Here is a 21504-nt window from a genome sequence, read left to right as displayed (position 1 = left end):
GGCGGTCTGATGACTGCCACCCTCGTCGCCAAGAACCTCTCCGCCGGCCATGGCGACCGCTCCCTGTTCAGCGGCCTCGACCTCGTCGTCGCCCCCGGCGACGTGATCGGCCTGGTCGGTGCCAACGGCGCCGGCAAGTCCACGCTGCTGCGCCTGCTCGCGGGGCTCACCGCGCCGCAACAGGGCGAGCTGCGGCTCTCCCCGCCCACGGCGAGCGTGGGCCACCTCCCGCAGGAGCCGGAGCGCCGGCCCGGCGAGACCGTCCGGGACTTCCTGGCCCGCCGCACCGGCGTCGCCGAGGCCCAGCGGACGATGGACGAGGCCACCTCGGCCCTGGTGGACGGGGAGCCCGGCGCCGACGACGCGTACGCGGACGCCCTGGAGCGTTGGCTGGCCCTGGGCGGCGCAGACCTCGACGAACGCGCGGAGGAGGTCACCGCGTCGCTCGGGCTGACGGTCGGCCGGGACCAGCCGATGACCGCCCTGTCCGGCGGGCAGGCGGCTCGCGTCAGCCTCGCCTCCCTCCTCCTGTCCCGCTACGACGTCTTCCTCCTCGACGAACCGACCAACGACCTCGACCTGGACGGCCTGGAGCGCCTCGAGCGCTTCGTCAAAGGTCTGCGCGCCGGCACGGTCGTGGTCAGCCACGACCGTGAGTTCCTCACGCGCACCGTCACCAAGGTCCTCGAACTCGATCTCGCCCAGCGGCGGATCAACCTCTACGGCGGCGGCTACGCGGCCTACCTGGAGGAACGGGAGGTGGCTCGCCGGCACGCCCGCGACGAGTACGAGGAGTACGACGACAAGAGGTCCGCGCTCCAGGACCGGGCCCGGACGCAGCGGTCCTGGATGGACAAGGGCGTGAAGAACGCGCGTCGCAAGGCGGGCAACGACAACGACAAGATCGGCCGCAAGTTCCGCAGCGAGGCCAGCGAGAAGCAGGCCGCCAAGGCCCGCCAGACCCAGCGCATGATCGAACGCCTCGACGTGGTCGAGGAGCCGCGCAAGGAGTGGGAGCTGCGCATGGAGATCGCGGCGGCGCCGCGCTCCGGCGCGGTGGTGGCGACGCTGCGGGACGCCGAGGTCAGGCGCGGCGACTTCGTGCTCGGGCCGGTCACCCTGCAGATCGACTGGGCGGACCGGGTCGCCGTCACGGGCGCCAACGGTGCCGGGAAGTCCACCCTGCTGGGCGCCCTGCTGGGCCGCGTCCCAACCGACGCCGGGCACGCCGCGCTGGGCTCGGGGGTGCTGCTCGGTGAGGTCGACCAGGCCCGTGCGCTGTTCCACGGTACCGAGGCACTGCTGGACGCCTTCCGCGCCGGGGTCCCGGACACCGAACCGGCCGAGCTCCGCACCCTGCTGGCCAAGTTCGGCCTCAAGGCGGACCATGTGATGCGCCCGGCGGTCACCCTCTCACCGGGCGAACGCACCCGCGCCGCTCTCGCCCTCCTCCAGGGCCGGGGCGTCAACCTCCTCGTCCTCGACGAGCCGACCAACCACCTCGACCTGCCCGCCATCGAGCAGTTGGAGTCGGCTCTCGACTCCTACGAGGGCACCCTCCTCCTCGTCACCCACGACCGGCGCATGCTCGACGCGGTCCACGTCACCCGCCGCCTGGAAGTGGCCGACGGCAAGGTCACCGAACACTGACCGGGTACGGACGGGCCTTGACCGGGCACTGACCAGGACGTCGCCGAACAGCCCGACGGCCCGGCCCCCCCCCGCACACAGCGGAGGAACCGGGCCGTCGGCCGGCGCGGTACCTAGCGCTTGCCCTTCGGGTCGACCAGCCCCGCCCGGCGCAGGGCGTCGGCCATCGCGCTGTTCGCCGGTGCGGGGGTCTGACGCGCGCCGCCCCCACCACGGCCCTGACCCTGGGCCTGCCCCTGGCGCTGCTGCGGCGGGCGCCCGCCGCCACGCTGCCGACGCCCGCCGGGAGCCGCCTCGGTCTGCTCCGCCGCCTCGTCGTCGAGCCGCAGGGTCAGCGAGATCCGCTTGCGCGGAATGTCGATGTCGAGCACCTTCACCTTGACGATGTCGCCCGGCTTCACCACGTCCCGCGGGTCTTTGACGAACGTCTTCGACATGGCGGAGACATGCACCAGGCCGTCCTGGTGGACGCCGATGTCGACGAACGCGCCGAAGGCCGCCACGTTCGTCACCACACCCTCCAGGATCATCCCGGAGGAGAGGTCGGAGATCTTCTCCACGCCCTCCTTGAAGGCGGCGGTTCTGAAGGCCGGCCGCGGATCGCGCCCCGGCTTCTCCAGTTCCTTGAGGATGTCCGAGACGGTCGGCAGACCGAACGTCTCGTCCACGAAGTCCTGCGGCCTCAGCGAGCGCAGCACCCCCGTGTTGCCGACCAGGGAGGCGACCTCCTCGCCGGACTTCTGCACCATGCGCCGGACTACCGGATAGGCCTCCGGGTGCACGCTGGAGGCGTCCAGCGGGTCACCGCCGCGGATCCGCAGGAAGCCCGCACACTGCTCGTACGCCTTGGGGCCGAGCCTCGGCACCTTCTTCAGCTCACCGCGGGACCCGAACGGCCCGTTGCTGTCCCGGTGGGACACGATGTTCTCGGCGAGCCCGGAGGTGATGCCGGAGACCCGGGCGAGCAGTGGCGCGGACGCCGTGTTGACGTCCACCCCCACGCCGTTCACACAGTCCTCCACCACCGCGTCCAGCGAGCGCGACAGCTTCACCTCGGACAGGTCGTGCTGGTACTGGCCGACGCCGATCGACTTCGGGTCGATCTTCACCAGCTCCGCCAGCGGGTCCTGGAGCCGACGCGCGATCGACACCGCCCCGCGCAGCGAAACGTCCATGTCGGGCAGCTCCTGCGAGGCGAACGCGGACGCCGAGTACACCGAGGCGCCCGCCTCGGACACCATCACCTTCGTCAGCTTCAGCTCGGGGTGACGGGTGATGAGATCGCCGGCCAGCCTGTCGGTCTCGCGGGACGCCGTACCGTTGCCGATCGCGATCAGTTCGACGGCGTGCTCCTTCGCGAGCCGGGCCAGCTTGGCGATCGACTCGTCCCACCGGTTCGCCGGGACGTGCGGGTGGATCACGTCGGTGGCGACGACCTTGCCCGTCGCATCCACCACGGCGATCTTCACCCCCGTACGGAAGCCGGGGTCGAGACCGAGGGTCGCGCGGGTGCCGGCCGGAGCGGCGAGCAGCAGATCGCGCAGATTCGCCGCGAACACCCGCACCGCCTCGTCCTCGGCCGCCGTACGCAGCCTCAGCCGCAGATCGATCCCGAGATGTACCAGGATGCGCGTGCGCCACGCCCAGCGGACCGTGTCCAGCAGCCACTTGTCGGCCGGGCGGCCCCGGTCGGCGATCCCGAACCGGTGGGCCACCGTGCCCTCGTACGAGGACGGGACCTGTGCCGCCTCCTCCGGCTCCAGGACGAGGTCCAGGACCTCCTCCTTCTCGCCGCGCAGCATCGCCAGGATCCGGTGCGAAGGCAGCTCGGTGAACGGCTCGGCGAAGTCGAAGTAGTCGGAGAACTTGGCGCCCTCCTCCTCCTTGCCGTCACGCACCTTGGCGGCGAGCCGCCCGCGCACCCACATGCGCTCCCGCAGCTCGCCGATCAGGTCCGCGTCCTCCGAGAACCGTTCGGTGAGAATGGCCCGCGCGCCGTCCAGGGCGGCCTGCGCATCGGCGACACCCTTGCCGGCGTCCACGAACGCGGCGGCCTCGGCGAGGGGCTCGACGCCCGGATCCCCGAGCAGCCCGTCCGCCAGCGGCTCGAGCCCCGCCTCGCGCGCGATCTGCGCCTTGGTACGCCGCTTCGGCTTGTACGGCAGGTAGATGTCCTCCAGGCGCGCCTTGGTCTCCGCGCCCCGGATCCGTGCCTCCAGCTCCTCGGTGAGCTTGCCCTGCTCGCGCACCGAGTCCAGGATCGCCGTACGACGTTCCCCGAGCTCCCGCAGATAGCGCAGCCGCTCCTCGAGCGTACGCAGCTGCGCATCGTCGAGCGTCTCGGTGGCTTCCTTGCGGTAGCGGGCGATGAAGGGCACCGTGGAACCGCCGTCGAGCAGTTCCACGGCGGCCCTGACCTGCCGCTCCTGTACGCCGAGCTCCTCGGCGATCCTGCCTTCGATGGACCCTTGGAGGGGTGTCGTCACGATCCCGTACCGCCTTCTTCGCTGAGGTTGCGCGGCAATTGTGGCAGGTGGTGCCGACAATCGGGGATCAGGGCGGCGACTCGCGGGCCCCGTGCGACTGGGCGAGATGGTTGTCACCTGGGCGCGACACCTGTCACTGAGCTTCTTCAGCGGTGCCGCTGCAGCCCGAACCGCATGGCGTCATCGCGTCACCTGGGACGCGGCCTTGCTTATCGGTGTCTCCTGCAGCGGCAGAATGCTGTTGGTCACGTCCCGGTGCCGTCGCCTGCGACCCGGCGGCCTTCGCGTGCCTCCGCGAGGTGACCGTGGCCGTGTCCGGGGCGTACTCCGGTTTCGGCTCGCCCGGCCCCGGCCGAAGCCGGTCCCCGCTGCGGAAGCCGGACCTGACTTCCGCCAGGTGTTCCAGCCGGATCCTGACCAGCTCCAACTGGTGTGCTGTCAGGTCCCCCCCGGGCTCTTGGTCTGACGGCCGTGGCCGGCTCCCTGCGCGGCGGTGACCGACGAAGGACGGCAGTCCGGGTGGTGGGCCGGAAACCGGCCCTCGTGCGCACCAGGTGGTCCGGGGCGCGTGGTCGTTCTCCGACGGCTCCGTCGAAGCGCACCCTGAACGGCTGCGAAACAACGGCCGTCACCTCGTCGGCGAAGTCCGGAGCGAGCAGGAACCGAGCCTCTTCCACGCTCTCCGCCCCATGCAGACGACCGGTGCTCTGAACAAACGGCGGCCCGGGACAACGACGTTGTTCCTGCCGCCACGTGAACACGCGTACCGGAGCCGATTCGTGCGACCCGTACCGAATCGACTCCTCGACCGGCCGTGTCAGCTCCTCGCCGGTGGTCCCGCCACATCACAGACCACCGTGACTCCCCCCGGGGCCGGACCGAGCCCGGCCCGACCGCCTGGGACATCGGCCGGGGGGCGCAGGCCGGCCCACGAGCACCGGTGCGACCACAGCGCGTCAGCAGGAGCCGCAGCGGTCCCGCCGTCGGCGTACGCCGACCCCAACGACCGAAGTCGGTGACAACCGGATTGAAAAACCTCGGGTGGTGACCACTGGAATACCCAAACGGTGACAGTTGCCGCGCTCAGCCCCAGCTCACCGACCCACCTTGGTGTCACCTGGCCCGCCCCGTCGCACCAATGCGCGCCGGGTCAGGCGCGCCGGCCCCGCCCCGCGGACGAGGCACCCCCGAACAGCCGGGCCAGTGCCCGGAACGGCAGGGTCACGACGGTGGCGACGGCGCCGCCGATCTGACGCAGAACATCCGCGATGGCACGCAAAACGATCTCCTCCTTCGGTTCTCCGTCCGTCCCGGGCCGGAACGGACGGTGATCCACGGGTACCTCGTCAACGCTTCAACATGCCTGTCCGTCGTGTACGCCGTGCCCTACCCGCGCCCCGGCGGGGTCCAGCCGAACCGGGGCGGCCTGCGTTCGAGGAAGGCGGCGACCCCCTCCGCCGTGTCGCCGTTGTCGCGCGCCTGACCGCTCCAGTGGGGGGCCCGGTCGGTGCGTCCGTTCGCGAACTCCTTCGCCGCCGCCTGCGTCAGCTGCGAACGCGAGGCCAGGATCGCGGTGAACTCCGCAGCCCGCCGGTCCAGCCCGTCCACGGGCAGCACCTCGTCGACCAGCCCCGTACACAGCGCCCGCGCGGTGTCGATCAGCTCACCGGAGAACAGCAGGTACTTGGCGGTGGCCGGCCCCACCAGCGACACCAGCCGCCGGGTGGACGAGGCCGGGTAGACGATCCCGAGCCGGGCCGGGGTCACCCCGAAGACCGCCCCCTCCTGCGCGAACCGCAGATCGCAGGCCGCCGCCAACTGTGCCCCGCCGCCGACGCAGTGGCCCCGGACCGCCGCGAGCGTCGGCTTGGGGAAGACGGCGAGCGCCTCCTCGGCCGCCACGGCGAGTCTCTGTGCCTCCTGAGGCGACCCCTTGAGCGTGGAGATGTCGGCCCCGGCGCAGAAGGTTTCCCCCTCGCCGGTGAGCACCAGCGCCCGCACCCCGGCGTCCTTTGCCAGTGTGTCGAGCAGCGGCGGCAGCGCGCGCCACATCGCGGTCGTCATGGCGTTGCGCTTGGCCGGATGGCGAATGACGACCGTGGCGACCGAGTCGGTGACGCTGTGTGACAGCTGCGGCTCCATGCGCCGGATGCTATCCGCCCCGGTCGGAGCGCCGATCGGCAGGAGCATGTGAGGCGTTACGCGACACCGGGGGCAGGGGAGAAGGGAAGATAACGGACAACGAGGAGGCAGTCATGGCCAAATCCACCCCACCGCGTGGCGAGGCGGCCAAGCTGAAGCGCGGCTTCGGCCGGCTCGCCGCGCTCGGCGTGATCCTGGTCGTCGCCGGCCTCTTCGGTCTCGTCTACACCGGCGTCGCGACTCTGACGACGATGGTGCTGTTCGGCTGGCTGCTGCTGATCGGTGGTGCGGTTTCGCTGCTGCACGCGGTCCAGGCCCGGCACACCAGCTTCTTCTGGCTCGCCGTGATCGTCGCGGCGCTGAACATCGCGGCCGGCGTGGTGGTCCTGCGTACACCGGAGGCGGCGGCCGAGGCGCTGACCATGTTCGCCGCGCTGCTGTTCCTCACCGGCGGACTGTTCCGCCTGGTGGGGAGCATGGTGGTCCGCGGGCCGCAGTTCGGCGTGACGCTCCTGCAGGGCGTCCTCGGCCTCCTCCTCGGCATCCTGGTCCTGGCCACCTGGCCGGGCAGCAGTCAGTACGTGATCGGCACCTTCCTCTCGCTCACCCTGCTCTTCGACGGGCTCGGGCTGATCGCCACCGGCTACGGCGGGCGCAGGATCGTGGGCATGGTCGCCGACCCGCTGACGGGCCCGGAGGACGCAGGGCCCCACACCAAACCCGTACAACCCGAATAGTTCGCCGACGAGGCACGGAGCGAACAGAAACAGTGCCGCAAGCGACGGGGGCATAAGCCAACGGCCAGAAGCGCTCGATATCCGCTGACTTCTGTTCAGGACTTCGGCGGGGCGCGCATGGTTGCCAACACTCGACGTGTGGTGACAATCGAGCGTGAGGGTGGCGACCGGACGATGGACGACCAGGGGTGCGGGCCCGGCCCACGCCCACAGGGCGGGGAGAGACCCGCCGAGGAGAAGAGCGCGCCCCCGCAACCGGCGCCACTGCCCTACGAAGGCGTCTGGCGGTTCACCGCCCCCGCCGTCGACGCCTCGGTCCCGCAGGCGCGCCACGCCGTACGGGAGCTGCTGCTGCGCCAGGGGGTGCCGGTCGCCGACGAGGTGGTGCAGGGACTGCTGCTGATCGTGTCGGAACTGGTCACCAACGCCGTACGGCACGCGGCCCTGCTCTCCCCGATGCTCGCCGTCGAGGTCGCCGTCGGAGCCGAGTGGGTCCGGGTGTCCGTGGAGGACAACCACCCCTACCGCCCGACCGCTCTGGAGGCCGACCACGGCCGCACCGGCGGCCGCGGACTGCTCCTGGTGCGCGAGATCACCCGCGAGGCGAACGGCATGTGCGACGTCGAGCACACCGCGAGCGGCGGCAAGGTGATCTGGGCCGCCGTGCCGCTCAAGCCCGCGCAGGGCTGACGGCCCGAACCGCGCCGGCCCGGGCAGGCCCGACGCCCGAGCCCGGCCTGCCCGACACGCACGCAGGTCCGCGACCGGCCCCGCGCACGGTCACCAGCCCGCCGACGGTCCGGTCAGCTCCCGGACCGCCGGCCGCGCCGCGTCCAGCACGGTCATGAACCACGCCGAGAAGGTGTCCTCGGCGTGCCGCCGGGCCAGCTCGTCCGGGGTCACGAACGCCGTGGACGCCACCTCTGCGGGATCCGCCCGCAGCGGCGCCTGCACCATGCCGACGAACAGGTGGTTGTACTCCTGCTCGACCAGACCCGAGGCCGGGTCCGGGTGGTTGTAGCGCACCGTGCCCGCCTCGGCGAGCAGCGACGGCGACAGCCCCAACTCCTCGAAGGTCCGCCGGGCCGCCGCCGCGAACGGCGCCTCACCGGGGTAGGGGTGCCCGCAGCACGTGTTCGACCACACGCCGGGGGAGTGGTACTTGCCCAGCGCCCGTCGCTGGATCAGCAGCCGCCCCCGCTCGTCGAACAGGAACACCGAGAACGCCCGGTGCAACTGCCCCGGGGGCTGATGGGCGGCCAGCTTCTCCGCGGTACCGACCGTCACGCCGTCTTCGTCGACCAGCTCCAGCAGAATCGCCTCGGCGGCAGGGCCCGACGGGCTGTGCGTCGCGGTGGCAGGTGTGATCGGCATACCCATCCTTCACTCGGTCTTCGCGCCCCAAGTCTGCCGCACGAATCCGGCACCCACGGCGCTCCCCGCCCCGCCCGCATGTCCCGCGGACGGTCCGGCCCGTGGCCGGCGCGGGCCGGACGCCGGAAGAGGGGCCCCGTGGACGACCTGCCCGGACCGGCGGCGGGAGAACCGTGAGAGGCGGGGTGTCATGAACGAAAGGGCGCAGGCAGGGGGGCGGAAGGATGCTTTCCCCGGCGCATGAGGACCACGCTCACGCCCCAGCGAATCCTCCCCCTCGGCCGTACCCCGCATCCCGCCGTCGCCACGTCGCCCTCACGGCGCCGGGACGGCACTCACGGCCCGGTGCCTTCTCAGTGGCAGAGCCGCGCCTCATGCTCCGCGTGACCCCGCGGTTCCAGCTGGAAGGTGCAGTGCTCCACGTCGAAGTGGTCGCCCAGACAGCTCTGCAGTTCGTGCAGCATCTTCTCGTGTCCGATGGTGCTGAGCACCTCGGAGCTGACGACCACGTGCGCGGACAGCACCGGCATGCCCGAGGTGATGGTCCAGGCGTGCAGATCGTGCACGTCCTCGACGCCTTGCGTGCCCAGGATGTGCGCCCGGACCTGTGTCATGTCCACGCCCTTGGGTGCCGCCTCCAGCAGGACGTCCAGGGTCTCGCGCAACAGCTTGAAGGTGCGGGGCACGATCAGCGCGGCGATCACGAGGGAGGCGATCGGGTCGGCGGCCATCCAGCCGGTCGCCACGACGACCAGTGCCGAGACGATCACCGCCACCGAGCCCAGCGTGTCGGCGGCCACCTCCAGGAACGCCCCGCGCACGTTCAGGCTCTCCTTCTGCCCGCTCATCAGCAGCGTCAGCGACACCATGTTGGCGACCAGACCGATCGCGCCGAAGACCAGCGTCAGTCCGCCTTCGGTGCCGGCCGGTGTGATGAACCGCTGGACCGCCTCGTACAGCACGTAGCCGCCCACCCCGAGCAGCAGCAGACAGTTCGCGAGCGCGGCGAGTATCTCCGCACGGGCGTAACCGAAGGTGCGGCGCTCGCTCGGCGGGCGGTTCGCGAAATGGATCGCCAGCAGCGCCATGCCGAGCCCCAGCGCGTCCGTCGCCATGTGAGCCGCGTCGGCGACCAGGGCGAGCGAGCCGGCCAGCGCACCGCCGATGATCTCGACGACCATGACAGCGAGCGTGATCGCCAGCGCCGCCCGCAGCCTGCCGCGGTACGCCGCGCTCGCCGTACCGCCGGCGGACGCGCCGTGCCCGTGATCGTGCCCAGCCCCCATGGAAACCGCCCTTCCCTGACTCGTCCGGCTCACAGTGAACTACGGGCCGGGGGTATCCGGCAACGCGGCACTGAACACCGTTGTCATGTGCTCTGACCTGCGGAAACAGTACGCAGCTCAGACGTGCCCAGGGGGAGAGCACGCCGCCTGGGCGACTCGGCCGACGCCGTCGGCGAGCCGAAGGCGCGGGTGCCGCTCGGTGCGGGGCCGTTCTCACCGTGCGCATGTGCCGGGGGGCAGGGCGTGGTCTCCGTGACGAGATCCACACCGGCTCTGCCGTGTGCGGCCCGCGGAGCGCGGAGTCCCCGCCGTCGCGGCGCCCGGCGCAGGAGCGGGAGGGCCCTCGCCCTCCCCGGTGACACGGTGAGGGCCCGGCCCCCCAGGACTTCACCGGGCTGCCCGCGGACCTCACCGGCCGACATCGCGCTGGTCAGAGGCTGACAACCCGCCCCCCGGCAGCGGCCGTGGCCTGCCTCGCACGCGACTTGCGGCACTCGTCCTCAAGCCGGCGTCACCCACCCGGCACCGAGTGGGTGACGCCGGGGCAATGCCCTGTATTCGCCTCCATGCCCCTTCTGAGTGCGCGGTTTGTGGGCCGGCCCCGCTATCCCCGATGATGATCGCGGCAGGGATGCAGGTGAAACCACAGCGATCCAACCGCCGAACGGGCGGTGAACGCGGGCTCAGGAACATCCGCTAACCTCAGCCGACATGCCGCCCGGGGCCCCGTACGGCCGCCCCCACCATGTACACGACCGGCGTGGACGCGTCGGCATCCAGGGAGTGAGATTCGGTTGTCGACCGCCATCCTCACCGGCCAGCCGGTTCCGGGTTCGTCGCTCGAGGCGGACCTGCGTTCCCTCGGCTTCGACGTGCGGATCGCGTCCGACACCGCGGCGGCCGAGGCCCTGCTCGCCGAGGTGCCCGCCGGTCAGCGGGTCGCCGTCGTCGACGCCCGGTTCGTGGGCCATGAACACGCGCTGCGTCTCGGCCTCACCGACCCCCGCTTCCCGCTCGCCGCGATCCCCGGGGCCGTCACCGCCCGGCCGGCCGCCCGCCAGGCCCTGGCCCGCGCGATGGCCCGCGAGAACACCGCGGTCTCCGGATCCGCTGCCGCCCAGGGGCCCGCGTCCGGTGAGCCCGCGGCCGGCGGGACCCCGGCGCCCGCCGGAACCACTCCCACCGGTACCCTCGCCGACCGCATCGTCACCGCCCTGAGCGCCGACGGCAGCGATCCGCACCGCCCCGACCTCGGCAGCCTCGTCGCCACCGTCCCCGACAGCCCGCAGGCCCGCAACGAGGCCCGGCAGGCCGCCGACGCCGTCGACGGCGAGGCCGTCCGGCTGAAGTCGGCGGTCAAGGCCCGTGACGGGTTCTTCACCACCTACTGCATCAGCCCGTACTCCCGCTACATCGCCCGCTGGTGCGCCCGGCGCGGCCTGACCCCCAACCAGGTCACCACCGCCTCCCTGATCACCGCGCTCATAGCGGCCGCCTGCGCAGCCACCGGCACCCGCCCGGGCTTCGTCGCCGCCGGTGTCCTGCTCCTCGCCTCCTTCGTGCTGGACTGCACGGACGGCCAGCTCGCCCGCTACTCCCTGCAGTACTCCACCCTCGGCGCCTGGCTCGACGCCACCTTCGACCGCGCCAAGGAGTACGCCTACTACGCGGGCCTCGCCCTCGGCGCGGCCCGCGGCGGCGACGACGTATGGGCCCTCGCCCTCGGCGCGATGGTCCTGCAGACCTGCCGGCACGTCGTGGACTTCTCCTTCAACGAGGCGAACGCGGACAGTACGGCCGCCACCGCCAACACCAGCCCCACCGCCGCCCTCTCCGACAGACTCGACAGCGTCGGCTGGACGGTCTGGGTACGCCGCATGATCGTCCTCCCGATCGGCGAGCGCTGGGCGATGATCGCGGTCCTCACGGCCCTCACGACCCCCCGTATCACCTTCTACGCCCTGCTGATCGGCTGCGCCTTCGCGGCGACGTACACCACGGCCGGCCGCGTCCTGCGCGCCCTGACCCGCAAGGCTCGCAGGACCGACCGCGCCGCGCGCGCCCTCGCGGACCTCACCGACACCGGGCCGCTCGCCGAACGCCTCGCCCAGGCGCTGAAGGCCCTCGCGCGGCGCCTGCCCGGCTTCACCGCCCCTGCCGTCGCCCTGCTCGGCGCCGCCGCCGTCACCGCCACGGCCGCGCTGACCGGCTTCGGCGGACCGTGGCCCGTCCTCGCCGCCCTCCTGTACGTCCTGACCTCCGCCCTGGCCGTCGCCCGCCCCCTCAAGGGCCCTCTCGACTGGCTGGTCCCGCCGTTCCTGCGCGCCGCCGAGTACGGCACCGTCCTGGCACTGGCGGCGGGCGCCGAGGCGAACGGAGTGCTTCCGGCGGCCTACGGCCTGGTGGCCGCCGTCGCCTACCATCACTACGACACGGTCTACCGCATCCGCGGCGACGCGGACGCGCCCCCGCCCTGGCTGGTGCGGGCGATCGGAGGGCACGAAGGACGCACCCTGGCGGTCGTCGTCCTGGCCGCCCTGCTCACCGCCTCGCAGTTCGCCGTCGCGCTCACGGTGATCGCCGTGGCCGTGGCCCTGCTGGTGCTCTTCGAGAGCATCCGCTTCTGGGTGGCCGCCCACCGGGGCGGCGCACCCGCCGTACACGATGAAGGAGAACCCGCATGATCGGCCTCGTGCTGGCGGCCGGCGCCGGACGGCGTCTGCGCCCCCACACCGACACCCTGCCCAAGGCGCTGGTGCCGGTGGGGCCCGCGGGTATAGAGGGCGAACCGACGGTCCTGGACCTCACCCTCGGCAATTTCGCCGAGATCGGCCTGACCGAGGCCGCCGTCATCGTCGGCTACCGCAAGGAGGCCGTGTACGAGCGCCAGGCGGCCCTGGAGCAGAAGTACGGGCTCAAGCTCACCCTCATCGACAACGACAAGGCCGAGGAGTGGAACAACGCCTACTCCCTGTGGTGCGGCCGTGACGCACTCAAGGACGGCGTGATCCTCGCCAACGGCGACACCGTGCACCCGGTCTCCGTCGAGAACACGCTGCTCGCCGCCCGCGGCGACGGCAAGAGGATCATCCTCGCCCTCGACACCGTGAAGTCCCTCGCGGACGAGGAGATGAAGGTCGTCGTCGACCCCGGCAAGGGCATGACGACGATCACCAAGCTGATGGACCCCGCCGAGGCCACCGGCGAGTACATCGGCGTCACCCTCATCGAGGGCGACGCCGCCCCCGCGCTGGCCGACGCGCTGAAGGCCGTGTGGGAGACCGACCCCCAGCAGTTCTACGAGCACGGCTACCAGGAACTGGTGAACCGCGGCTTCCGGATCGACGTGGCGCCGATCGGTGACGTCGACTGGGTGGAGATCGACAACCACGACGATCTCGCCCGTGGACGGGAGATCGCATGCCAGTACTGACCCGGCTCATCCCCTCCCCGCTCGTCGTCGACATCCGCCCCGGTGCCCTCGACGACCTGGCCGGGGTCCTCGCCGACGAGCGCATCGCCCAGTCGGGGCGCCTCGCCGTCGCCGTCAGCGGCGGCTCCGGCGCCGGGCTGCGCGAGCGGCTCTCCCCGTCACTGCCCGGCGCCACCTGGTACGAGGTCGGCGGCGGCACCCTCGACGACGCGGTCCGGCTGGCCGGCGCCATAAAGACCGGCCACTACGACGCGATCGTCGGACTCGGCGGCGGCAAGATCATCGACTGCGCCAAGTTCGCCGCGGCACGTGTCGGCCTTCCTCTGGTGGCCGTACCGACGAACCTCGCGCACGACGGCCTGTGCTCGCCCGTCGCCACCCTCGACAACGACGCGGGCCGCGGCTCCTACGGCGTGCCGACCCCGATCGCGGTCGTCATCGACCTCGACATCATCCGGGACGCCCCGGTGCGCTTCGTACGCGCCGGAATCGGCGACGCCGTCTCCAACGTCTCCGCCGTCGCGGACTGGGAGCTGGCCAACCGGATCAAGGGTGAGCGGATCGACGGGCTCGCCGCCGCCATGGCCCGGCAGGCCGGCGAATCCGTGCTGCGCCATCCCGGAGGCATCGGCGGCAACGACTTCCTCCAGGTGCTCGCCGAGGCACTGGTCCTCAGCGGCATCGCCATGTCGGTGTCCGGTGACTCGCGGCCGTCCTCCGGGGCCTGCCACGAGATCAACCACGCCTTCGACCTGCTCTACCCCAAGCGGGCCGCCGCCCACGGAGAGCAGTGCGGCCTGGGCGCGGCCTTCGCCATGTACCTGCGCGGCGCGCACGACGAGTCGGCGTACATGGCCGGAGTACTGCGCCGGCACGGACTGCCGGTGCTGCCCCAGGAGATCGGCTTCACGGCGGAGGAGTTCGTCAAAGTCGTCGAATTCGCCCCCGAGACCCGTCCCGGCCGCTACACGATTCTCGAACATCTCGACCTGAAGACCGAACAGATCAAGGACGTCTACGCCGACTATGTCAAGGCCATCGGTAGCTGAACTCCGTCCGGTCGTCCACCCCGCGGGGGTGAAGGACCGGCGCAGCGGTGAGCACTGGATGGGACGCCTCTACATGCGTGAGGTGTCCCTGCGGGTGGACCGCTACCTGGTGAACACCAGGGTCACGCCCAACCAGCTCACGTATCTGATGACCGTCTTCGGCGTCCTCGCCGCCCCGGTCCTGCTGGTGCCGGGGATCACGGGCGCGCTCCTCGGCCTGGTCATGGTGCAGCTGTACCTGCTGCTCGACTGCGTGGACGGCGAGGTCGCCCGCTGGAAGCAGCAGTTCTCGCTCAGCGGGGTCTACCTCGACCGGGTCGGCGCCTACCTGTGCGACGCGGCCGTTCTCGTCGGGTTCGGCCTGCGCGCCGCCGACCTGTGGGGCACCGGCCGCATCGACTGGCTCTGGGCCTTCCTCGGCACCCTGGCCGCCCTCGGCGCCATCCTGATCAAGGCCGAGACCGACCTGGTCGGAGTGGCCCGGCACCAGGGCGGACTCCCGCCGGTCAAGGAGGCCGCCGCCGAGCCGCGCTCCTCCGGCATGGCGCTCGCCCGCCGGGCCGCCGGAGCCCTGAAGTTCCACCGGCTGATCCTCGGCATGGAGGCGTCGCTGCTGATCGTGGTCCTCGCGGTCGTCGACACAGCCCGGGGCGACCTGTTCTTCACCCGCCTGGGTGTCGCCGTCCTCGCCGGGATAGCCCTGCTGCAGACCCTGCTGCACCTGGTGTCCGTCCTCGCCTCCAGCAGGCTGAGGTGACCGCGATGGGATCCTCCCTCAAGGTCGGCGCGGTGATCATCACCATGGGCAACCGCCCCGACGAGCTGTGCGCCCTGCTCGAATCGGTCGCCAAGCAGGACGGCGAACCGGTCCGGGCCGTCGTCGTCGGCAACGGCTCACCCGTCCCGGAGGTCCCCGACGGCGTACGCACCGTCGAGCTGCCGGAGAACCTCGGCATCCCCGGCGGACGCAACGTCGGCATCGAGGCGTTCGGCCCGAACGGCCAGGACGTCGACATCCTGCTGTTCCTCGACGACGACGGCCTCCTGGCGCACCACGACACGGCCGAGCTGTGCCGCCAGGCGTTCACCGCCGACCCGGAGCTCGGCATCATCAGCTTCCGCATCGCCGACCCGGACACCGGCAGCACCCAGCGCCGCCACGTGCCCCGGCTGCGCGCCGCCGACCCGATGCGTTCCTCGAGGGTGACCACCTTCCTCGGCGGTGCCAACGCCGTACGCACCCGGGTCTTCGCCGACGTCGGCTGCCTGCCCGACGCGTTCTTCTACGCGCACGAGGAGACCGACCTGGCCTGGCGGGCCCTCGACGCCGGCTGGATGATCGACTACCGGTCCGACATGGTGCTGTACCACCCGACCACCGCCCCCTCGCGGCACGCGGTCTACCACCGCATGGTCGCCCGTAACCGTGTCTGGCTGGCTCGCCGCAACCTTCCCGCGCCCCTGGTCCCCCTCTACCTGGGCGCCTGGATGCTGCTCACCCTGCTCCGCAGGCCCTCGCGCCCGGCCCTCAAGGCCTGGTTCGGCGGCTTCCGGGAGGGCTGGACCACCCCCAGCGGCCCTCGTCGGCCCATGAAGTGGCGCACGGTGTGGCGGCTGACCCGGCTGGGCCGGCCTCCTGTCATCTGACAAGCTCGTGTCGGGACCATCGGGGCCGCACCCAGGCCTCCCGGCACATGCCCGGTCCGTACGGGCCGGGCATCTCGAAGAGGGAAAGCCTTCACCAGTGAGTGAGACAACGCACGACGGCCCGGTCGCGGTCGGCGCGCCCGTGCCGCCCGACGACGGCCTCACGGCGGCCGAGCTCGCCGCCAAGTACGGACTGACGGTGAGCGGCGCCCGACCGTCGCTCGTCGAGTACGTCCGGCAGCTCTGGGGGCGCCGGCACTTCATCCTCGCCTTCTCCCGGGCGAAGCTGACCGCGCAGTACAGCCAGGCCAAGCTCGGCCAGCTGTGGCAGGTGGCCACGCCGCTGCTGAACGCGGCCGTGTACTTCTTCATCTTCGGCCTGCTGCTGGGCGCCCGCCGGGGCATCCCGAGCGACGTCTACGTCCCGTTCCTGGTGACGGGCGTGTTCGTGTTCACGTTCACGCAGAGCTCGGTCCTCGCCGGGGTGCGTGCCATCTCCGGCAACCTCGGCCTGGTGCGGGCCCTGCACTTCCCGCGGGCCTCCCTGCCCGTCTCCTTCGCGCTGCAGCAGCTCCAGCAACTGCTGTACGCGATGATCGTCCTGGTCGTCGTGGTGATGGCGTTCGGCAGCATGCCGGCACTGTCCTGGCTGCTGGTCGTCCCCGCGCTGCTGCTCCAGTTCGTCTTCAACACCGGCCTCGCACTCGTCTTCGCGCGCCTGGGCAGCAGGACCCCGGACCTGGCCCAGCTGATGCCGTTCGTGCTGCGCACCTGGATGTACGCCTCGGGCGTCATGTTCAGCATCCCGGCGATGCTCGCCGACAAGGACGTCCCCCACTGGCTCGCCGACGTCCTGCAGCTGAACCCGGCCGCGGTCTACATGGACCTGGTCCGCTTCGCGCTGATCGACGGTTACGGCTCCTCGTACCTGCCGCCGCACGTGTGGGCGTTCGCGGTGGGGTGGGCACTGCTGGCCGGGGTGATCGGTTTCGTGTACTTCTGGAAGGCTGAGGAGAGGTACGGCCGTGGCTGACCGGAGGACGGACACGCACATCCCCACCGTCGTCGCGGACGACCTGCACATCGTCTACCGCGTCAACGGTGTGCGCGGCGGCCGCGGCAGCGCCACGGCGGCGCTCAGCCGGATGATACGGCGGGGCAAGGACGACGAGGCGCGGGGCGTGCGCAAGGTGCACGCGGTGCGCGGGGTCTCCTTCGTCGCCTACCGCGGTGAGGCCATCGGCCTGATCGGCTCCAACGGCTCGGGCAAGTCGACCCTGCTGCGGGCCATCGCCGGCCTGCTGCCCGCCGAGAGGGGCAAGGTCTACACCGACGGCCAGCCCTCCCTCCTCGGCGTCAACGCCGCCCTGATGAACGACCTGACGGGCGAACGGAACGTCATACTCGGCGGGCTCGCCATGGGCATGTCCCGCGAGCAGGTCCGGGAGCGCTACCAGGAGATCGTCGACTTCTCCGGCATCAACGAGAAGGGCGACTTCATCACCCTGCCGATGCGCACCTACTCCTCCGGCATGGCCGCCCGGCTCCGTTTCTCCATCGCGGCGGCCAAGGACCACGACGTCCTGATGATCGACGAGGCCCTGGCCACCGGCGACCGCAAGTTCCAGAAACGCTCTGAGGCGCGCATCCGTGAACTGCGCGAAGAGGCCGGCACCGTCTTCCTGGTCAGCCACAACAACAAGTCGATCCGCGACACCTGCGACCGCGTGCTGTGGCTGGAGCGCGGCGAACTGCGCATGGACGGCCCGACGGACGAGGTCCTCAAGGAGTACGAGAAGTTCACCGCCAAGTAGCCCGGTCCGCCTGCCCGTGTCTCTGCGGCCGGAACCGGCCGGGGAAGCAGGGCGTCTGCAAAGGAAACGTCAACTCCTGCCGTGCGCAGGAATCTTGACACAGACCGGTTCGTTGTTCCGAGGCGCGGGACACCCCGGCGGTCCGTACCGTGCTGTACGACGTAAGCTGTACCGGTCCCTAAAGACGGCAATCAGGGCCATAGCGCGTGACACCCACCGGCGACCCGGCCGTGCGGAAGCACGGGCGGCGTGTCCGAAATAGTGTCTATTGGGTCGGCAGTGTAGAACGGGAGATGTGACGGCAATGGCTACGGAGACTCCCCTGCTGAACGCAGCATGTGCCGTCCCCGCCCAGGGCTGCCCGCGATGACGCGAACCGGCACGGTGCGCCCGGCAGGTCCCGGGAGCGCCCCCCTGGACATCGAGCGCGCCACTCTGGACAAGGCCGCCACCGAGAATTTCCCGGTGGCGCCGTTCTTCCTGCCCCGGGCCTGGCGCGACGACCTGATGGCGGTCTACGGCTACGCCCGGCTCGTCGACGACATCGGCGACGGCGACCTGGCCCCCGGCGGCGCCGACGCGGAACTGCTCGGCGTCGCTCCCGACCGGGCGGCCGACCGGACGGTACTGCTCGATGCCCTCGAGGCGGATCTGCGCCGCCTCTTCGGCACGGTCCCGCACCATCCGCTGCTGCGCAGGCTCCAGCCGACGGTCCGCCGCCGCGGCCTGACCCCCGGCCCCTTCCTCGGCCTGATCGCCGCCAACCGCCAGGACCAGGTCGTCAGCCGCTACGAGACCTACGACGACCTGCTCGCCTACTGCGAACTGTCGGCCAACCCGGTCGGCCGTCTCGTCCTCGGTGTCACCGGAACCTCGACCCCCGAGCGGATCCGCCGCTCCGATGCGGTCTGTACCGCCCTCCAGATCGTCGAGCACCTCCAGGACGTCGCCGAGGACCTCGGCCGCGACCGTGTCTACCTGCCCGCCGAGGACATGAAACGCTTCCACGTGGACGAGGCGGATCTCGCCGCACCGCACGCCGGAGCGTCGGTGCGCGCCCTGGTCGCGTTCCAGGCTCAGCGCGCCCGGGAACTCCTGGAGGAGGGTGCCCCCCTGGTGGGCAGCGTCCGCGGCAGGCTGAAGCTGCTGCTCGCGGGGTTCGTGGCGGGGGGACGGGCGGCCCTGGGCGCGATCGCCGCTGCCGAGTACGACGTACTTCCCGGCCCGCCGGGGGCCGGCAAGGCCCGGCTGCTGCGCGAGGCCGGCACGACGCTGCGAGGAGAGAGGTGATTCCGGCAGTGCAGTCGGACACGCACACATCGGCCCCGGTACTCGCCGCATACAGCTACTGCGAGGCCGTCACCGGACAGCAGGCCCGGAACTTCGCCTACGGCATCCGGCTGCTGCCGACGTCGAAGCGGCGCGCGATGTCGGCGCTGTACGCGTTCTCCCGGCGCGTCGACGACATCGGCGACGGCACGCTGGCGGACGACATCAAGGTCGCCCGGCTCGAGGACACCCGGGCGCTGCTCACCCGGGTCCGGGACGGCACGGTCGACGAGGACGACACCGACCCGGTGGCTGTCGCCCTCGCACACACCGCGCGGCAGTTCCCGGTCCCGCTCGGCGGCCTTGACGAACTGATCGACGGCGTTCAGATGGACGTGCGCGGCGAGACCTACGAGACCTGGGACGACCTGAAGGTCTACTGCCGCTGCGTGGCCGGCGCCATCGGGCGGATCTCTCTCGGCGTCTTCGGCACCGAACCCGGCGCACGGGGCGCCGAACGCGCTCCCGAGTACGCCGACACGCTGGGGCTCGCGCTCCAGCTCACCAACATCCTCCGGGACGTCCGGGAGGACGCCGAGGGCGGGCGCACCTATCTGCCCTCCGACGACCTCGCCAAGTTCGGCTGTTCGGCCGGGTTCAGCGGTCCGATCCCGCCAAAGGGCTCAGACTTCGCCGGTCTCGTCCACTTCGAGGTGCGCCGGGCCCGCGCCCTGTTCGCCGAGGGCTACCGGCTGCTGCCCATGCTCGACCGCCGCAGCGGCGCCTGTGTCGCCGCCATGGCCGGCATCTACCGCCGCCTCCTCGACCGCATCGAGCGCGAGCCGGAGGCCGTGCTGCGCGGCCGGGTCTCCCTGCCCGGACGGGAGAAGGCCTACGTCGCGGTGCGCGGCCTGTCCGGCTTGGACGCCCGGCACGTCACCCGGCGGACCGTCAGGAGGCGTGCCTGATGGACACCCCTCTCCCGCCCGGTCGCGCCCCCGGCAGACGGGGCGCAACCCTTTGCCGAGGTCTCGCGTCCCCGCTCAGGACGGTCCGCCGCGCACCGGTCCGGCGACACGGCGGCCGGGCAGGGGAGGACGGGCCATGACCCGTGTCAACAGCTCCGAGGAATCGCCCGCCGACGACGCACTGGCGAGGCGGCACGCCGTCGTGGTCGGTGGCGGCCTCGCCGGGGTCGCCGCCGCGCTCGCGCTCGCCGACGCAGGCGTGCGTGTCACCCTGTTCGAAGGCCGCCCCCGGCTCGGCGGGCTCGCCTTCTCCTTCCGGCGCGGTGACCTGACCGTCGACAACGGCCAGCATGTCTACCTGCGTTGCTGCACCGCCTACCGCTGGTTCCTCGACCGGATCGACGGCACGGCCCTGGCACCGCTGCAGAACCGCCTCGACGTGCCCGTGATCGACGCCGACCGGCCCGAGGGACGCCGGCTCGGCCGGCTGCGCCGCGACCCGCTGCCCGCCCCCCTGCACCTGGGACGCAGCCTCGCCGCCTACCCGCACCTCTCGCTCGCCGAACGGGCCGGCGTGGGCCGCGCCGCGCTCGCGCTCAAGGGACTCGACCTCGCCGACCCCGCCCTCGACGACCAGGACTTCGGCAGCTGGCTGGCCGCGCACGGCCAGTCGCCGCGTGCCGTCGAGGCACTGTGGGACCTGGTGGGGGTCGCCACCCTCAACGCGGTCGCGGGCGACGCCTCGCTGGCGCTCGCCGCGATGGTCTTCAGGACCGGCCTGCTGTCCGGTCCGGCCGCGGCCGACATCGGCTGGGCCCATGTCCCGCTGGGCGACCTGCACGACCGGCTGGCCCGCAAGGCGCTCGACTCCGCCGGGGTCCGTACCGAGGTCCGTACCCGCGTCACCTCCGTCACCGCCCGCGGCGACGGAGGCTGGAGCGTCCGTGCTCCCGGCGAGGCCCTCGACGCGGACGCCGTCGTCCTCGCCGTACCGCAGCGCGAGGCGTACGGCCTGCTGCCCACCGGAGCGCTCGACGATCCCGGGCGGTTGCTCGGCATCGGCACCGCACCGATCCTCAACCTCCACGTCGTCTACGACCGCACCGTGCTCACCAGCCCCTTCTTCGCCGCCCTCGGCAGCCCCGTGCAGTGGGTCTTCGACCGCACCCGGGCCTCCGGCCTGCGACAGGGCCAGTACCTGGCCGTGTCGCAGTCGGTCGCCCACGACGACATCGACGAGCCCGTGGCCGCGTTGAGCGAGCGCTACCTGCCCGAACTGGAACGCCTGCTGCCACGCGCCCGCGGCGCCGCCGTGCGGGACTTCTTCGTGACGCGGGAGCGCACCGCGACGTTCGCCCCCGCTCCCGGTGTCGGACGGCTCAGGCCCGGCGCCCGCACCAAGGCTCCCGGCCTGTACCTGGCCGGGGCGTGGACCGCCACCGGGTGGCCCGCGACCATGGAGGGTGCGGTCCGCAGCGGCGTCGGTGCGGCGGACGCCGCGCTGCGAGCCCTGGGTCGGCCACGGCCCCACCACCTCTTCGCGTGGGACGGGGAGGCCGGCCGCGGCGCCCGGGGCCCCGCCGTGCGAGAGGGACTCCGGTGAGCGCCGACGCACCCGCCGCGGCGGGTCTCCGCACCCCCGGTACCGC

At 71.9% G+C, this 21504-nt stretch carries 19 protein-coding genes; 14 read left to right on the top strand and 5 right to left on the bottom strand.

Annotated elements, in window-relative coordinates:
- Positions 1-9: 9 nt before the first annotated feature.
- Positions 10-1650, top strand: a complete 1641-nt coding sequence (locus HUV60_RS02880; protein ID WP_257852465.1) for an ABC-F family ATP-binding cassette domain-containing protein — start codon at positions 10-12, stop codon at positions 1648-1650.
- Between the two features lie 113 nt (positions 1651-1763).
- On the opposite strand, the gene HUV60_RS02875 is transcribed toward HUV60_RS02880, so the two are convergent.
- The 3 genes from HUV60_RS02875 to HUV60_RS02865 form a co-directional block, all read right to left on the bottom strand.
- The gene (locus tag HUV60_RS02875; RefSeq protein WP_257852466.1) at positions 1764-4136 is read right to left on the bottom strand and encodes a Tex family protein; all 2373 of its coding nucleotides are present in this window, start codon (positions 4134-4136) and stop codon (positions 1764-1766) included.
- A gap of 1150 nt (positions 4137-5286) precedes the next feature.
- Positions 5287-5421, bottom strand: a complete 135-nt coding sequence (locus HUV60_RS02870; RefSeq protein ID WP_257853156.1) for an LPFR motif small protein — start codon at positions 5419-5421, stop codon at positions 5287-5289.
- 101 nt (positions 5422-5522) lie between these two features.
- On the bottom strand, positions 5523-6278 hold the full coding sequence (locus HUV60_RS02865; protein ID WP_257852468.1) for an enoyl-CoA hydratase/isomerase family protein: 756 nt from the start codon (positions 6276-6278) through the stop codon (positions 5523-5525).
- A gap of 113 nt (positions 6279-6391) precedes the next feature.
- On the opposite strand from HUV60_RS02865, the gene HUV60_RS02860 reads away from it, so the two are divergent.
- Both HUV60_RS02860 and HUV60_RS02855 read left to right on the top strand, forming a co-directional pair.
- The gene (locus tag HUV60_RS02860) at positions 6392-7015 is read left to right on the top strand and encodes an HdeD family acid-resistance protein (protein ID WP_257852469.1); all 624 of its coding nucleotides are present in this window, start codon (positions 6392-6394) and stop codon (positions 7013-7015) included.
- A 174-nt stretch (positions 7016-7189) separates the two neighbouring features.
- Positions 7190-7705, top strand: coding sequence for an ATP-binding protein (locus HUV60_RS02855; protein WP_257853158.1), 516 nt, complete (start codon positions 7190-7192; stop codon positions 7703-7705).
- Positions 7706-7795: 90 nt separating this feature from the next.
- Here the strand turns inward: HUV60_RS02855 and idi are convergent, their stop codons facing one another.
- Positions 7796-8389, bottom strand: a complete 594-nt coding sequence (idi, locus tag HUV60_RS02850) for an isopentenyl-diphosphate Delta-isomerase (RefSeq protein ID WP_257852470.1) — start codon at positions 8387-8389, stop codon at positions 7796-7798.
- 353 nt (positions 8390-8742) lie between these two features.
- Entirely contained in the window at positions 8743-9675 is a 933-nt protein-coding gene (locus HUV60_RS02845; protein WP_257852471.1) for a cation diffusion facilitator family transporter, read from the bottom strand.
- Between the two features lie 794 nt (positions 9676-10469).
- Here HUV60_RS02845 and HUV60_RS02840 point away from each other — a divergent pair.
- The 11 genes from HUV60_RS02840 to hpnE all read left to right on the top strand — a co-directional run bounded on the left by HUV60_RS02840 (position 10470) and on the right by hpnE (position 21458).
- On the top strand, positions 10470-12359 hold the full coding sequence (locus HUV60_RS02840) for a CDP-alcohol phosphatidyltransferase family protein (protein ID WP_257852472.1): 1890 nt from the start codon (positions 10470-10472) through the stop codon (positions 12357-12359).
- Positions 12356-13108 (top strand): phosphocholine cytidylyltransferase family protein, encoded by a 753-nt coding sequence (locus HUV60_RS02835; RefSeq protein ID WP_257852473.1) that lies wholly within the window; start codon positions 12356-12358, stop codon positions 13106-13108. The genes HUV60_RS02840 and HUV60_RS02835 overlap by 4 nt, the downstream gene beginning before the upstream one ends.
- Positions 13096-14157, top strand: coding sequence for an iron-containing alcohol dehydrogenase family protein (locus HUV60_RS02830; RefSeq protein WP_257852474.1), 1062 nt, complete (start codon positions 13096-13098; stop codon positions 14155-14157). Before HUV60_RS02835 ends, HUV60_RS02830 begins: the two co-directional genes overlap by 13 nt.
- The gene (locus HUV60_RS02825) at positions 14135-14914 is read left to right on the top strand and encodes a CDP-alcohol phosphatidyltransferase family protein (RefSeq protein ID WP_257852475.1); all 780 of its coding nucleotides are present in this window, start codon (positions 14135-14137) and stop codon (positions 14912-14914) included. The genes HUV60_RS02830 and HUV60_RS02825 overlap by 23 nt, the downstream gene beginning before the upstream one ends.
- A 5-nt stretch (positions 14915-14919) precedes the next feature.
- On the top strand, positions 14920-15804 hold the full coding sequence (locus tag HUV60_RS02820; protein WP_257852476.1) for a glycosyltransferase family 2 protein: 885 nt from the start codon (positions 14920-14922) through the stop codon (positions 15802-15804).
- A gap of 97 nt (positions 15805-15901) precedes the next feature.
- Positions 15902-16837, top strand: coding sequence for an ABC transporter permease (locus HUV60_RS02815; RefSeq protein WP_257852477.1), 936 nt, complete (start codon positions 15902-15904; stop codon positions 16835-16837).
- Entirely contained in the window at positions 16830-17618 is a 789-nt protein-coding gene (locus tag HUV60_RS02810) for an ABC transporter ATP-binding protein (RefSeq protein WP_257852478.1), read from the top strand. The genes HUV60_RS02815 and HUV60_RS02810 overlap by 8 nt, the downstream gene beginning before the upstream one ends.
- A gap of 366 nt (positions 17619-17984) precedes the next feature.
- A complete protein-coding gene (gene hpnC, locus HUV60_RS02805; protein WP_257852479.1) occupies positions 17985-18908 on the top strand; it encodes a squalene synthase HpnC in 924 nt (307 codons plus the stop codon).
- Positions 18905-19855, top strand: coding sequence for a presqualene diphosphate synthase HpnD (gene hpnD, locus HUV60_RS02800; protein ID WP_257852480.1), 951 nt, complete (start codon positions 18905-18907; stop codon positions 19853-19855). The genes hpnC and hpnD overlap by 4 nt, the downstream gene beginning before the upstream one ends.
- Positions 19855-19995: a DUF6380 family protein gene (locus tag HUV60_RS33780; RefSeq protein WP_443047204.1), complete on the top strand. Its 141-nt coding sequence runs from the start codon at positions 19855-19857 to the stop codon at positions 19993-19995. The genes hpnD and HUV60_RS33780 overlap by 1 nt, the downstream gene beginning before the upstream one ends.
- Positions 19992-21458: a hydroxysqualene dehydroxylase HpnE gene (gene hpnE, locus HUV60_RS02795; protein ID WP_257852481.1), complete on the top strand. Its 1467-nt coding sequence runs from the start codon at positions 19992-19994 to the stop codon at positions 21456-21458. Before HUV60_RS33780 ends, hpnE begins: the two co-directional genes overlap by 4 nt.
- Positions 21459-21504 lie beyond the last annotated feature (46 nt).

The sequence above is a fragment of the Streptomyces sp. KMM 9044 genome (genome assembly GCF_024701375.2).
Taxonomy (GTDB): Bacteria; Actinomycetota; Actinomycetes; order Streptomycetales; family Streptomycetaceae; genus Streptomyces.
This window is presented reverse-complemented; position numbering and strand designations above follow the sequence as displayed.